A 12,293-nucleotide genomic window follows, 5' to 3' on the forward strand; every position below is an offset into this window, starting at 1 on the left:
AGCGGAACTGGCTCTGCCGGGCCGCAGGTGTTGCCCCTGGAAGGGGGTGGCGAAGCGACACGAAGTGCGCGAAGCCTGGGGGAGAGCCTATTTCCAGGCGCCATCGTGCGCGGCGCTGGCCTCGTCGATGAGCGCCGGCCCGATGCATTCGATCGGATGCGGCGATGCGCGGAACACGTCGCGGCACGACAGCTCGGCGTCGCGCTGGTCCTGCCGCTCTCCGCGGAAGACGCGCAGCCGCTCGGCGTCGATGCCGAACACCACGCGGCCGATGTTCGACCAGAAGATCGCGCCCGCGCACATCACGCAGGGCTCGCCCGACGCATAGAGCGTGGCGCCCGCCAGCTCCTCGCGCGAGAGCCCGCGCCCGGCCAGCGCGCGCAGCGCGTTGACCTCGGCATGGGCGGTGCAGTCGCCGGTCTCGGCATTGCTGTTGGCGGCCTCGGAGAGCACTTCGCCGGCGGCCGAGACGATGACGCAGCCGAAGGGGCGGTTGCCCCTGCGCCGTGCCGCGTGCGACCACACGATGGCCTTGCGCAGGTAGCGCCCGTCGCGCTCGTCGAGCGCGGTCTCCGGCGGATAGGAGGTGCTGTTGTTGTCGATTTGGTCGTTCATGCCTTGGAGGACTTGGGAAGAGTGCGTTCGCTGCGCGATGGAAGCATGGAGGTGTTGAAGATGGCGTCGGACGCAGGCTTGACCTTCAGGCCGAAGACATCGGCCACTTCGTCGACCTGCTGCTCCAGCGTGAGCTTCCTGATGTCGCCGAGGCCATGGCCCTGCGTGTCTGCCGCGCCCACGTACTGAGCGGTGATGCCCCAGCGCTCGATCTCGATTTTCTCATCGAGGATGGGCTCGCGCTGCCGCATGGCCGCGATGCTCGGCGCCGGGTTGGCGAAGGTCTCGACGATGGCGCGATTGCTCGCGCGCAGGAAGGCGGCCACCACCTTCGGGTTCTGCGCGATGAGGTTGCTGCCCGCGAGGATGGCGTTGCCGTACAGGTTCACGCCCGCGTCGGCGTACTTGAGCACCGACAGCTCCTCGGGCTTCATGCGCGCGAAGAGCGAGACGGCCGAGTCGTGGAAGTAGGTGGCGGCATCGACGTCGCCGCGCACCATGACGTTGTCGCGCGCGCTGAAGTCGGTGGTCTGCCACTGGAAGGCGTCGGGGCGCATGCCCTGCTTGCGCGCCACCAGCGGCCAGGCGCGGCGCGTCGATTCGACGGCCGCGGCCGCGACTTTCTTGCCCGCGAGGCTCTTGAAGTCGGCGGTCACGCCGCGGTCCTTGCGGCCGATGATCGCGAACGGTGCGCGGTTGTAGTACTGGTAGACCGCCTGCACCACCGGCGTGCCGGGGTTCTGCGCGTTGAACTCGATCAGCGAGCTGATGTCGCCCAGCCCCAGCTGGTAGACGCCGCTCGCGATGCGCGTGATGGAGGCCACCGAGCCGGCGCCGGTGTCGATGGTCACGTCCAGGCCTTCGTCCCTGTAGTAGCCCTTGGCCAGCGCGAGGAAGAAGGGAGCGGTCTGCCCGTTGATGCGGAAGTCGAGCGTGAACTTGAGCGGGGTGAGCTTGCCGCCCTGCGCGAGCACGGCGGGGGCGGCGATGGCTGCAATGGTTGCGGTAGTGGCCGCAAGGAAGGATCGACGTTGCATGTGGGGCCTCGGAAGCTTCGTGTCTTGGATCCGTTCGCACTGACCCCGAGGAAGATCTTCGGGAAGAGGGCGGCGGGCGTCTCAAGAGCAATTTCCGGGCGGGCGCACAGTCGTGGTGCGTGCGCTGCTGAACGCTTCTACTCTTGCGCCCGGTGATGCACGAGGCATGCCAAGGGCTTTGGTCGGGCATTGGCGATGGGGCTTGGTGCGGCGGGCCCGAGGCGCCACAATCCGGGCGCGCAACTTGCAAGGCAGTCTGCGCAGAGTAGAAGCGTTCAGCCGCGCGGTGCCCCACGCATCCCGGCGGGAAATTGCTCTTTCACGTTCGTCCCCCACGACCACAGAAGGAGTCCGCGCATGCTCGTCACCCGTCAACCCGTCTTCCGCAAGTTCTGGCATGCCGTCATGCCGCTCACCGAACTGGCCAACGGCCCGAAGCCCTTCAGGCTGCTCGGCGAAGACATCGTCCTCTTCATCGATGCCGACGGCCAGCCCGCCGCCCTGCGCGACCGCTGCTGCCACCGCACCGCGAAGCTCTCCAAGGGCTGGTGCGTGGACAGCGAAGGCCAGGCCTGCGGCACCGGCGCGATCCAGTGCGGCTACCACGGCTGGACTTACGACCGCAGCGGCCAGGTCATCCGCATCCCGCAGTACGAAGCCGACCGCAAGATCTCGCCCGAGTACCGCACCACGGCCTACCGCTGCGCAGCCCGCTACGGCTACGCGTGGGTGGCTCTTGAAGAGCCCATCGCCGACATCCCCTCGATTCCGGAGTTCGACGACCCGGGCTACCGCACCATCTTCCAGTTCTACGAAGAGTGGCAGACCAGCCCGATGCGTGCGCTGGAGAACTCCTTCGACAACTCGCACTTCAGCTTCGTGCACCGCGCCACCTTCGGCGTGGCCGCGAGCCCGAAGCCGAGCAAGTACGAACTGGTGGAGAACGACACGGGCTTCTACGCCGAGACGATCATCGAGGCGACCAACCCGGTGAAGTTCCACGCGATCAGCGGCGTGACCGACCCGATCACCACGCGCCACATGCGCAACGCCTACTTCCTGCCGTTCTCGCGCCGACTCGACATCGAGTACCCGAGCGGCGTGCGCCACATCATCATCAACTGCTTCACGCCCATCGACGACGGCCGCATGCAGCTGTGCCAGTGGCTCTTCCGCAACGACACCGAGGCCGACTGCACCGCCCAGATGCTGATCGACTTCGACGAAGCCGTGACGCGCGAGGACAAGGACATCCTCGAATCGACCGACCCCGACGCGCTGGTTGATACCCGCCGGCGCGGCGTGGAGTATTCGATGGAGTCGGACCGGCCGGGGATGCTGATCCGCAAGCACCTGATGCAGCTGCTTGCGAAGCACGGGGAGGCGGAGGTCTATCGCGGGATGGACGAGAACGCCGTGATTCCCATCGCGAAGGCTGCCTGAAGGCTGCTTGGGTCCGGGGGCGGACTTCGCGCAGGCCCGCCCGCTCCCCGCCCTCGTTCTCAGGCGGCGGCGGTAGCAGGGCGCGGCGTTCCGGCGCGCGAGGAGCCTGCTTCGTAGCGGTCCATCGCCAGGCCGTCGGTGCGGATCTCGGGGCGCTGGCCCATCACCATGTCGGAGATGAGCTTGCCCGAGCCGCAGGCCATGGTCCAGCCCAGGGTGCCGTGGCCGGTGTTCAGGTAGAGGTTGGGGTAGCGCGTGCCGCCGACGATGGGGGTGCTGTCGGGCGTCATCGGGCGCAGGCCGGTCCAGAAGGTGGCACGGGGCACGTCGCCGCCGGGGAAGAGGTCGGTGACCACCTTCTCGAGCGTGGCGCGGCGTGCCGGGTTCAGGCGCAGGTCGAAGCCGCCGAGCTCGGCCATGCCACCCACGCGGATGCGGTTGTCGAAGCGGGTGACGGCCACCTTGTAGGTCTCGTCGAGCACGGTCGATTGCGGCGCGAGTGATTCGTCGACGAGCGGCACCGTCAGCGAGTAGCCCTTGACCGGGTACACCGGGATGTCCAGGCCCAGCGAGGCGATGGCGGCGCGCGAGTAGCTGCCGAAGGCCATCACGTAGCGGTCGGCCGTGAGGATCTTGCCGGAGGTGGTGCGCACGCCGGTGATGCGGCCGCCGTCGGTCTCGAGCGCGGCGATGGTCTGGCCGAAGCGGAAGTCGACGCCCATGCCACGTGCGATCTCGGCGAGGCCGCGGGTGAAGAGGTGGCAGTCGCCCGTTTCGTCGTTGGGCAGGCGCAGGCCGCCGGTGAGGCGGTCGCGCGCGCCGGCCAGCGCGGGCTCGATGCGGGCGAGGCCGTCGCGATCGAGCAGTTCATAAGGGACGCCGCATTCCTCGAGCACGGCGATGTCGCGTTCTACCGCGTCCAGCTGGGCCTGCGTACGGAAGAGCTGCAGCGTGCCGCCGGTGCGCTGCTCGTACTGCAGGCCGGTGTCGGCGCGCAGCTGTTGCAGGCAGCCGCGGCTGTATTCGGCCACGCGCATCATGCGCTCCTTGTTCACCGCATAGGCCTCGGGCGAGCAGTTGCGCAGCATGGCGGCCATCCAGCGCAGCTGGAACAGCGTGCCGTCAGGGCGGATCGACAGCGGCGCGTGCTTCTTGAACATCCACTTGATCGCCTTCAGCGGGATGCCCGGTGCGGCCCAGGGCGTGGAGTAGCCGGGCGACACCTGGCCGGCGTTGCCGAAGCTGGTTTCCTCGGCGGGGCCCGCCTGCCGGTCGAGCAGGGTGACCTCGGCGCCCGAACGGGCGAGATAGTAGGCCGTGGTGGTGCCGATCACGCCGCCGCCGAGAACGATGACTTTCATGGTGTATTCGCCGATTCAAATGGAATGAATGGAATCTAAAGTCCTCGAGGCAGTGGATTCCACTGATTTATTCGATTCAGCAGTGGAATACACTGCCAAAAACCTTCCCATGCCGCCGCCGGAGTGAAATGCCCGAACTCGACCGCATAGACCGCAAGATCCTCGACGTCCTGCAGCGCCAGGGCCGCATGTCCATGACCGAACTGGCCGAGCACATCGGCCTGTCGGCCTCGCCCTGTGCCGAGCGCGTCAAGCGCATGGAGCGCGACGGCGTCATCACCGGCTACCACGCCCACGTCTCGCCCGAGGCGCTGGGCCGCACGCTGCTGGTGTTCGTGGAAATCAAGCTCTCGGCCAAGTCTGGCGACGTGTTCGACAAGGTCCGCAAGGAGCTGCTGCACATGCCCGAGGTGCTCGAATGCCATCTGGTGTCGGGCAGCTTCGACTACCTCGTGAAGGCGCGGCTGAGCGGCATGAGCGAATACCGGCACCTGCTGGGCGACATCCTCAAGAAGCTGCCGGTGGCGGCGGAGTCGCACAGCTACGTGGTGATGGAGGAAATCAAGGAAACGCTGATGCTGGCCGTGGACCGCTGAACCGATGAGAACCAACAACGACGTTCCCGACGTCACGATCCGGCCGTGGCGCCTCGAAGACTTCGACGCGGTGAAGGCCATCCTCGACGACACCTTCGCCGGCACCTGGCTGCCGCAGCTCACGCCGGATGCCGCAAAGGCCTACCGGGAGAGCGGTGCCCCCGTCGGCTACATCGACGAGAAGGGCCCGGACTTCTTCGTGGCCGAGATCGACGGCGAGGTGGTCGGCATGGTGCACTGGGAGCACGACTTCGTGCACGCCCTGCACGTACCGGCCAGACACCAGCGCAAGGGCATCGCGAGGGCGCTGATGGCCTTCGCGGAAGACTGCATGCGCGCCGATGGCGTGCAGCTCGCGCGGCTCGAGACCGACACCTTCAACATGCAGAGCCAGGGCTTCTACCTCGCGCTCGGCTACCGCGAGGCTGGCCGCTACCCCGACCTCGAATGGCACAGCGGCTTCACCACCATCCTTTACGTGAAGACGCTTTCTCCCCTCACCGCAACCACCTCCGCGAGGAAACACGCATGAGCATCACGATCCGCCGCGACGGCATTACCGGCACCCGCCACATCCTGAAGATCCGCAACCACGAGATCCCGGTCGATGCCTCGCCCGCCGGCGGCGGCAGCGACGCCGGTCCCGAGCCGCACGACCTGTACGACGCGTCGCTCGCAGCCTGCAAGGCGCTCACCGTGCTGATCTACGCGCGCCGCAAGGGCATCCCGGTGGAAGACATCGAGGTGGTGGTCGACCGTGACGACAGCGAGGAGCGCAAGGGCGTCTACCGCCTCAAGTCGGGCCTGCGCGTGAGCGGCAACCTGAGCGAGGCGCAGCGCGACGAACTTCTTCGCGTGGCCGGCAAGTGCCCGGTGCACAAGCTCATGACCGAGGTGAAGACCGAGATCGAGACCGGCTGGGCGGAGTGAGCCGGCTTCGGCCGGCCCATTACTTTGCGGACCCTGTCCGCGTGCGCGCGGCCTCCACGCGCTTCGCATGGCGGTCGCCCCAGTCGGCCAGCGGCGCGAGCGACGCACTGAGCGTGGCGCCCAGCTTCGTTTCCGAGTACTCCACGCGCGGCGGCACCTCGTGGAACACCTCGCGGTGGACGATGCCGTCGGTCTCCATCTCGCGCAGCTGCTGGATCAGCATCTTCTCGCTGATGTCGGGGAGCGCCCGCTTCAGCTCGCCGAAGCGCAGCGGCTGCACGTGCAGCTCCCAAAGGATGACGGCTTTCCACTTGCCGCCGATCACGTCGAAGGCGGCGCAGATGCCGCTTCCGTTGGTCTTCTTCGATTTCATCTCGATTCGCTGGTGAATGCTTTTGTTCGGGCAGGCGGGTGGCCGCGCGCCCGCCATCGATCACGGCTCAGGCCCATGTCATGAACTGGATGGCGCGAAGCACCTCGGCTTCGCGTTCCATGATGAAGTCGCCGTGGCTGGCGTGGTCCAGGGTCAGGCGGTTCGGCGTGTCGAGCGCCGCCACGAGCTGGTTCGAATTCGTGATGGCCACGCGGCGGAACATGCGCAGGTAGTCGGCAGCGTCTTTCTGTGTCTTCGCGTCGAGCGGCAGCTCCAGCCACGGGAACATGTCGCGGTTGTCGGCGGCAAGGGCGGTCACGACCAGCGATGGCGCGCGCACGGCCTTGTAGTCGGGTGAGAACGAATGTGCAGCTGTATCCACGGCGGTCTCCACTTCATCGGGGGTATTGAGGCGCACGCTCCCGTCGGTGCGTATGTCGATGGCGTCGCGCAGGTTCGCTTCCAGCGCAGGCCACCAGTTCTTCGAGTTGCGCCGGAAGAAGGCGATGGCGGCATGCAGGGACCGGCCGTCGTCCGGCATCGGCCTGGGTTCGTGGAGCAGGCGGTTGTCCGGCACGGTCTCGCCTTCGCTGTCGCCTTCGACGGTGTAGTCGAAGGTGGTGTCCAGGTAGACGAGGCCCTGCGTCCGTTCCGGATGCAGTCCCGCGAATCTGGTGAGCTCGTTGCCCGCGATCGAATGACCGGCCAGCACCGCGCGCTGCACGCCCAGCGCATCGAGCACCGCCTTCAGGTCCGCGACCAGCGTGTCTACCTCGTAGTACTGCGTGGCGGTCTTCACCGGCAGGGGCTTGTCCGAAAGCCCGTAGCCGCGCCGGCTGATGGCGATCACGCGTGATCTCGCCGCCAGTGCGGGCGCGAGGCTGTCGAAGTAGCGTGCGTTGCCGCCCAGCCCGGCCAGCAGCACGATGACGGGGCCGGTGCTCCCGGGTGGCTGCCAGTCGCGCACCTGCAGCGAGACCTCGGGCGAGGCAGAGACCTTGACCCGGCGATCGATGACGATGGGCTTGCCGCCGCCGTTGCCCGCCCCACCGACCTCGCCGGCCCGGACGCCGCCACGGTTGCCGCCGCAGGCTGCAAGGCCCGCGGCGCCGGTCAGTGCCATGGCATGGAGGACATCGCGTCGGCGCAGGCCGTAGTCGTCTGTTCGGGCAGTACGTGCGTCGAGCGAGGGCAGGCCATTCACCGGGTTGTTCCGTTTCCGTTTGCAGGGATGGCGCCAGTGTCCCGGCCGCACCTGAAGGCCTGCTTCGGTGTTCATGAAGATTTCCTGAAGTGCGCCCTGGGCGCTTGGCAGATACTTCCGCCACATTCCGGGGACGGAGTGTTCAGTTCACGTGGAGGCTCATGAATCTCTTGCTTGTTGAGGACGACCTTGACCTCGGCAACGGCGTGCGCATCGCGCTGGCCAATCAAGGCATGGACGTGGTGTGGGTGCGCAGGCTCGAGGACGCTCTGCGCACGCTCGAAGGCGGCACCTTCGACATGGTGCTGCTCGATCTCGGCCTTCCCGACGGCGACGGGCTCGACCTGCTGTTCCGCCTGCGCCGCGACCGCCAGATGCTGCCGGTGCTGGTGCTCAGCGCGCGCGATGCGCTCAACGACAGGCTGCGCAGCCTGGACGACGGGGCCGACGACTACCTGGTGAAGCCCTTCGCGCTGGCCGAGCTGCTGTCGCGTGTGCGTGCGCTCGCGCGCCGCAGCTACGGCTTCAACGACGAGACCATCCGCATGCGCGGCCTGGCGCTGCACGAGCCCACGCGCGGCGTGATCGTCGACGGCGAGCCCGTCGAGCTCTCGCGCTGCGAGTTCGACCTGCTCGCGCTCCTGCTCAAGCGCACCGGCCGCGTGGTCACGCGCCGCGTGATGGAAGAGCAGGTGCTGCCCGGCGGGCAGGCCAACGGCAGCAACTCGCTCGAGGTGCACATCTCCAACCTGCGCAAGAAGATCGGCCAGGGCTACATCCGCACGGTGCGCGGCATCGGCTACGTGATCGACGTGCAATCGCTAGCGCGGAGCACGCAGAAATGATCGAGGCGCTGGCGCGGCGCTGGAAGAACTGGAAACAACCTTCCCTGATGCGGCGCCTGCTGCTTGCGCAGATGGGCGTGGTCGCGCTGCTGTGGACCATGGCCATCGCGCTGCTGCTGTACGACTCCTACGAAGACCCCGAGCTGCTGAAGTTCGACAAGATCTTCCAGACGGTGATGGCCATCGCGAAGAACACGGCCGATCGGCCGGACAAGCAGCAGGAGACCATCGCGGCCTTCGATGCCGCACTGCTGGAGGCCATCGGCGACGGCGACGGGAGCTCCGACGGTTCGCCGGTCCTGCAGGTCTGGCAGGCCGACAGGCTGGTCTATCGCTCGACGGCCGGTACGCCCGTCATCCTCAATACCCAGCCGAATCGCATCGAAACCGTGAAGGCAGGAGGCCGCGAATGGCGCGCACGCACGCTGGCCTCGCCTGAAGGCGATATCCGCGTCATGCTGGCCGAGCCCAGCGTCTGGCGGCTCACTGTGACGGTGGTGTCCCGCGGCTACTACCTGCTGCCGTTGGTCATCAGCCTGCCGTTCCTGGTGTTTCCGGCCTGGCTTTCGGTGCGTCTCGCGCTGCGGCCATGGCGGCGGGTGAGCCAGGAGACCGCCGAGCGCGGGCCGGCCGACCTCACGCCGCTGTCGTACATGCCGCCGCACAAGGAGCTGCAGCCGCTGGTGCAGAGCATCAACAGCCTGCTGCAGCGCGTGCGCGACAGCACCTCGCGCGAGCGCAGCCTGATCGCCGATGCCGCGCACGAGCTGCGCACGCCGCTGGCCGCGATGCGGGTGAACGTGGAGGCGCTGAAGGAGCAGAGCACCGACGAGCGCCAGCGCGAGCTCATGGGCAACCTGCTGCGCAGCAACGACCGCGCGGCGCGGCTGGTCGGGCAGCTGCTGCAGCTGATGCGCAGCGACGCGGTGTCCGACAGCGCGCTGCCCATCATGCTGTCGCTCGACGGACTGGTGCAGGACCGCTTGGCCATGATCGAGAGCCTGGCCAGTGCCCGCGGTATAGAGCTGGAACTCGAGTGCGAGGACCGCGTGCCGGTGCTCGGCGAGCGCGAGAGCCTGGTCTCGATGATCGACAACCTCATCAACAACGCGATCAAGTACAGCCCGCCCGGCGGCACGGTGGCCGTGCACGTGTCGCGCGACGGCACGCACGCCGTGCTGACCGTGGCGGACCAGGGCCCCGGCGTGCCGGCGGCGCTGCGCGAGCGGGTGTTCGACCGCTTCTTCCGCAATCCCGACCAGAGCCAGAGCGGCAGCGGGCTGGGGCTGGCCATCGTCAAGTCCGTGGTCGACCGGCATGGCGGGGAGGTGAGGCTCGGCGCGACCGCGAGCGGCGGCCTGCTGGCCACCGTGCGCCTGCCGCTGGCCGCGGCCGATGTGCCGCAGCCGATGCTGTGCAGCTGAGGAAACCTCGTCGGACGCACGGCCAAAGGGCGAAATGGCCTGGTCAGGTCCGGATCGGGGCTACGAATTACACTATCCGGCGCTGTTTACAGGACTCTTTCCCATGAAGTGGGTCATTCTTGCCATCTTCGCGCTCAGCGCGCTCTACGTTCATTTCCGCGGCCAGGTTCGGCACCGTTTCTTCAGGCAGCTCTCGGATCACTCGACCTTCCTGGCGCCGCTGAACGTCTTCATGTACCTCTTCTCGAAGGTACCGAGCACGCCCTACCTGTCGCCTGCCGAGTTCCCCGAGATGCGCGTGCTCGAGGAAAACTGGGAAGTGATCCGCGAGGAAGCCCTGGCCATGCGCAACGGCGGCAGCATCAAGGCCTCCAGCCAGTTCAACGACGTGGGCTTCAACTCCTTCTTCAAGAGCGGCTGGAAGCGCTTCTACCTGAAGTGGTACGATGATGCGCATCCCTCGGCCGCCGTGCTGTGCCCGCGCACCACCGAGCTGCTGAAGGGCATCGGCACCATCAAGGCCGCGATGTTCGCCGAGCTGCCGCCGGGCAGCCGCCTCGTGCGCCACCGCGACCCCTTCGCCGGCTCGCTGCGCTACCACCTGGGCCTGTGGACGCCGGGCGTCGAGGGCTGCTACATCGACGTGGACGGCCAGCGCTACCACTGGCGCGACGGCGAGGCCGTGGTGTTCGACGAAACCTACATCCACTACGCCGAGAACACGACCGACCACGACCGCGTGATCCTGTTCTGTGACATCGAACGCCCGCTGAAGTACCGCTGGGCCAGCGCTGTGAACCGCTGGTTCGCGAAGAACCTGCTGGCCGCGGCCGCATCGCCCAACGATGCCGGCGACAAGACCGGCGGCATCAACCGCGCCTTCAAGTACATCTACCAGATCCGCGTGGTCGGCAAGCGCCTCAAGGCCTGGGACAAGCGGGTGTACTACCTCGTGAAGTGGGCCATCTTCGGCGGCCTGGCGCTCTGGATCTTCTGGTAGCCGCCCGAAGAGCGGCGCGCCACGCCGCTGCCTTCAGCGCAGGCGCCCGGCGCTGTCGCCGACCATCTCCGCCAGCGCGTCGGCCACGGCCCTGACGCGCGGCGAGCGCCTCACGTCGGGGTGCACCACGCTCCACACTTCTCGCATCACGGGCCTGCCTTCGCCGGGCACTTCGACGAGCGCGGCGTCGCCGCGCGCCATGAAGTCCGGCAGCATCGCGAGGCCCAGCCCTCCACGGCAGGCGTTGTGCAAGGCAGCCAGGTCGTTGCTGCGCAGCACGAAGGGGCGTGCGCCGGCGATGTCCGCAAGCAGCTGCTGGTGCGGCACGTTGCCAGGCGGATCGCTGTAGCCGAGAAACCGCCAGTCGGCCTGAGGGCGTGCGAGCCACGCCGGCGCGGCATAGAGGCGAAAGGCCAGTTCGCCGAGCTTGCGGGCAGCAAGGCCCGGCTCGGTGGGGCGCATGAAGCGGATGGCGATGTCCGCGTCGCGCCTTTGCAGGTTGGCGCTGCGCAGTTCGCCGACGATGTCCAGCTCGATGCCCGGCCATCGATGGGCGTTCGCAGTCCACAGCGGCACGATGAAGTGGCTCGCGAAGGCCGGTGGCGCCGATACGCGGACCGTTCCCTGGCTCGCGGTGTTCGCGGCGGCGGCGCGTGCGAAGGCCAGCACCTCCTGCTCCATCCGTTCGGCGGGCACGAGCAGCGCCTCGCCTTCGGGTGTCAGCGTCCAGCTTCGCGGCAGGCGGTCGAAAAGACGCACGCCGATGTGCGACTCCAGCGCGCCCACCCGTCTTGCGACCGTCGAATGCTCCACGCGCAGCTGCCGCGCCGCACCCGAGAGACTGCCCCCGCGCGCGACGGCCACGAAGAAGCGGACGTCGTCCCAGGAGAGGGAAGCGTGCCCGCCGGGGCAGGGAGCTGGCGATTCATGCACAACGGATGCGAATTTCTGGGGAATGGGCAGGCATTCTGCCCGCCACTATCGTCCGGTGCATCGTTCATCACTTCAAGGAATTCGCACCATGAGCACCCCGTCGATCCCGCAGCAGCACCCCGTCATCGCCTACGGGCCACCCGTCTCGCTCGAAGTCGCGCGCCGTGTGGCGGCCGCCGCCGAGGCCGAGGCCCGGGCCCACGGCTGGCCGATGGTCATCGCGGTGATGGACAGCGCGGCCAACCTCGTGGTGCTGCACAAGATGGATGACGCGCAGACCGGCAGCGTCGAGATCGCGCAGGCCAAGGCGCGCAGCACCGTGCGCTTCAAGCGGCCGACGCGCGTGTTCGAGGAGGCGCTGGCCGCGGGCGGCCTGAACCTGCGCCTGCTGGCCACCGAAGGCGCATGCCCGCTCGAGGGTGGCCTGCCGTTGATGCACGAGGGCCGCCTGGTCGGCGCCATCGGCGTGTCGGGCATGCAGTCGACGCAGGACGCCCAGGTGGCTGCCGCGGGCGCGCAAGCCGCCTGACTC

Annotated in this window: 14 protein-coding genes; 8 read left to right on the forward strand and 6 right to left on the reverse strand. The window is 67.9% G+C overall.

What is annotated here, in order from left to right; translation table 11 throughout:
- Positions 1–87: 87 nt before the first annotated feature.
- Positions 88–615 (reverse strand): nucleoside deaminase, encoded by a 528-nt coding sequence (locus FHY06_RS22410; RefSeq protein WP_019656970.1) that lies wholly within the window; start codon positions 613–615, stop codon positions 88–90.
- Positions 612–1,652, reverse strand: coding sequence for an ABC transporter substrate-binding protein (locus FHY06_RS22415; protein WP_126183268.1), 1,041 nt, complete (start codon positions 1,650–1,652; stop codon positions 612–614). Before FHY06_RS22415 ends, FHY06_RS22410 begins: the two co-directional genes overlap by 4 nt.
- A 357-nt stretch (positions 1,653–2,009) precedes the next feature.
- Between FHY06_RS22415 and FHY06_RS22420 the strand changes: the two genes are divergently transcribed.
- Positions 2,010–3,095, forward strand: a complete 1,086-nt coding sequence (locus FHY06_RS22420; protein ID WP_019656972.1) for an aromatic ring-hydroxylating dioxygenase subunit alpha — start codon at positions 2,010–2,012, stop codon at positions 3,093–3,095.
- 59 nt (positions 3,096–3,154) lie between these two features.
- Here the strand turns inward: FHY06_RS22420 and FHY06_RS22425 are convergent, their stop codons facing one another.
- Entirely contained in the window at positions 3,155–4,456 is a 1,302-nt protein-coding gene (locus FHY06_RS22425; protein ID WP_126183269.1) for a D-amino acid dehydrogenase, read from the reverse strand.
- Between the two features lie 128 nt (positions 4,457–4,584).
- On the opposite strand from FHY06_RS22425, the gene FHY06_RS22430 reads away from it, so the two are divergent.
- Genes FHY06_RS22430 through FHY06_RS22440 form a run of 3 tightly spaced genes read left to right on the forward strand, consistent with a single transcriptional unit; the run spans position 4,585 to position 5,982 of the window.
- A complete protein-coding gene (locus FHY06_RS22430) occupies positions 4,585–5,052 on the forward strand; it encodes an Lrp/AsnC ligand binding domain-containing protein (protein ID WP_019656974.1) in 468 nt (155 codons plus the stop codon).
- Positions 5,053–5,056: 4 nt separating this feature from the next.
- Complete coding sequence (locus FHY06_RS22435) at positions 5,057–5,584, forward strand: GNAT family N-acetyltransferase (RefSeq protein WP_184606332.1); 528 nt, start codon at positions 5,057–5,059, stop codon at positions 5,582–5,584.
- On the forward strand, positions 5,581–5,982 hold the full coding sequence (locus tag FHY06_RS22440; RefSeq protein WP_019656976.1) for an OsmC family protein: 402 nt from the start codon (positions 5,581–5,583) through the stop codon (positions 5,980–5,982). The genes FHY06_RS22435 and FHY06_RS22440 overlap by 4 nt, the downstream gene beginning before the upstream one ends.
- A gap of 19 nt (positions 5,983–6,001) precedes the next feature.
- Here the strand turns inward: FHY06_RS22440 and FHY06_RS22445 are convergent, their stop codons facing one another.
- Together FHY06_RS22445 and FHY06_RS22450 are read right to left on the reverse strand one after the other, a co-directional pair.
- On the reverse strand, positions 6,002–6,355 hold the full coding sequence (locus FHY06_RS22445) for a winged helix-turn-helix transcriptional regulator (RefSeq protein WP_019656977.1): 354 nt from the start codon (positions 6,353–6,355) through the stop codon (positions 6,002–6,004).
- 67 nt (positions 6,356–6,422) lie between these two features.
- Positions 6,423–7,559, reverse strand: coding sequence for an alpha/beta fold hydrolase (locus tag FHY06_RS22450; protein WP_184606333.1), 1,137 nt, complete (start codon positions 7,557–7,559; stop codon positions 6,423–6,425).
- 161 nt (positions 7,560–7,720) lie between these two features.
- Here FHY06_RS22450 and FHY06_RS22455 point away from each other — a divergent pair, with 161 nt between their 5' ends.
- From FHY06_RS22455 to lpxO, 3 genes are all read left to right on the forward strand, one after another.
- Positions 7,721–8,404, forward strand: a complete 684-nt coding sequence (locus tag FHY06_RS22455) for a response regulator (RefSeq protein WP_019656979.1) — start codon at positions 7,721–7,723, stop codon at positions 8,402–8,404.
- Positions 8,401–9,828, forward strand: a complete 1,428-nt coding sequence (locus tag FHY06_RS22460) for a sensor histidine kinase (RefSeq protein WP_126183274.1) — start codon at positions 8,401–8,403, stop codon at positions 9,826–9,828. The genes FHY06_RS22455 and FHY06_RS22460 overlap by 4 nt, the downstream gene beginning before the upstream one ends.
- 103 nt (positions 9,829–9,931) lie before the next feature.
- Positions 9,932–10,828 carry a lipid A hydroxylase LpxO gene (lpxO, locus tag FHY06_RS22465; protein WP_019656981.1) on the forward strand — a complete coding sequence of 299 codons (897 nt, stop codon included), beginning with the start codon at positions 9,932–9,934 and terminating at the stop codon, positions 10,826–10,828.
- A gap of 33 nt (positions 10,829–10,861) precedes the next feature.
- On the opposite strand, the gene FHY06_RS22470 is transcribed toward lpxO, so the two are convergent.
- Positions 10,862–11,761, reverse strand: coding sequence for a LysR family transcriptional regulator (locus tag FHY06_RS22470; RefSeq protein WP_145761952.1), 900 nt, complete (start codon positions 11,759–11,761; stop codon positions 10,862–10,864).
- A gap of 88 nt (positions 11,762–11,849) precedes the next feature.
- On the opposite strand from FHY06_RS22470, the gene FHY06_RS22475 reads away from it, so the two are divergent.
- Entirely contained in the window at positions 11,850–12,290 is a 441-nt protein-coding gene (locus FHY06_RS22475) for a GlcG/HbpS family heme-binding protein (RefSeq protein ID WP_184606334.1), read from the forward strand.
- The last annotated feature ends 3 nt before the right edge of the window (positions 12,291–12,293 follow it).

It is taken from the genome of Variovorax atrisoli, assembly GCF_014195185.1.
Lineage (GTDB): Bacteria > Pseudomonadota > Gammaproteobacteria > Burkholderiales > Burkholderiaceae_C > Variovorax > Variovorax atrisoli.

What these genes read in the sequence shown, in the direction of transcription:
- FHY06_RS22410 (WP_019656970.1), bottom strand. Translation starts at nt 615, where the DNA reads ATGAACGACCAAATCGACAACAACAGCACCTCCTATCCGCCGGAGACC.
- FHY06_RS22415 (WP_126183268.1), bottom strand. Translation starts at nt 1,652, where the DNA reads ATGCAACGTCGATCCTTCCTTGCGGCCACTACCGCAACCATTGCAGCC.
- FHY06_RS22420 (WP_019656972.1), top strand. Translation starts at nt 2,010, where the DNA reads ATGCTCGTCACCCGTCAACCCGTCTTCCGCAAGTTCTGGCATGCCGTC.
- FHY06_RS22425 (WP_126183269.1), bottom strand. Translation starts at nt 4,456, where the DNA reads ATGAAAGTCATCGTTCTCGGCGGCGGCGTGATCGGCACCACCACGGCC.
- FHY06_RS22430 (WP_019656974.1), top strand. Translation starts at nt 4,585, where the DNA reads ATGCCCGAACTCGACCGCATAGACCGCAAGATCCTCGACGTCCTGCAG.
- FHY06_RS22435 (WP_184606332.1), top strand. Translation starts at nt 5,057, where the DNA reads ATGAGAACCAACAACGACGTTCCCGACGTCACGATCCGGCCGTGGCGC.
- FHY06_RS22440 (WP_019656976.1), top strand. Translation starts at nt 5,581, where the DNA reads ATGAGCATCACGATCCGCCGCGACGGCATTACCGGCACCCGCCACATC.
- FHY06_RS22445 (WP_019656977.1), bottom strand. Translation starts at nt 6,355, where the DNA reads ATGAAATCGAAGAAGACCAACGGAAGCGGCATCTGCGCCGCCTTCGAC.
- FHY06_RS22455 (WP_019656979.1), top strand. Translation starts at nt 7,721, where the DNA reads ATGAATCTCTTGCTTGTTGAGGACGACCTTGACCTCGGCAACGGCGTG.
- FHY06_RS22460 (WP_126183274.1), top strand. Translation starts at nt 8,401, where the DNA reads ATGATCGAGGCGCTGGCGCGGCGCTGGAAGAACTGGAAACAACCTTCC.
- lpxO (WP_019656981.1), top strand. Translation starts at nt 9,932, where the DNA reads ATGAAGTGGGTCATTCTTGCCATCTTCGCGCTCAGCGCGCTCTACGTT.
- FHY06_RS22475 (WP_184606334.1), top strand. Translation starts at nt 11,850, where the DNA reads ATGAGCACCCCGTCGATCCCGCAGCAGCACCCCGTCATCGCCTACGGG.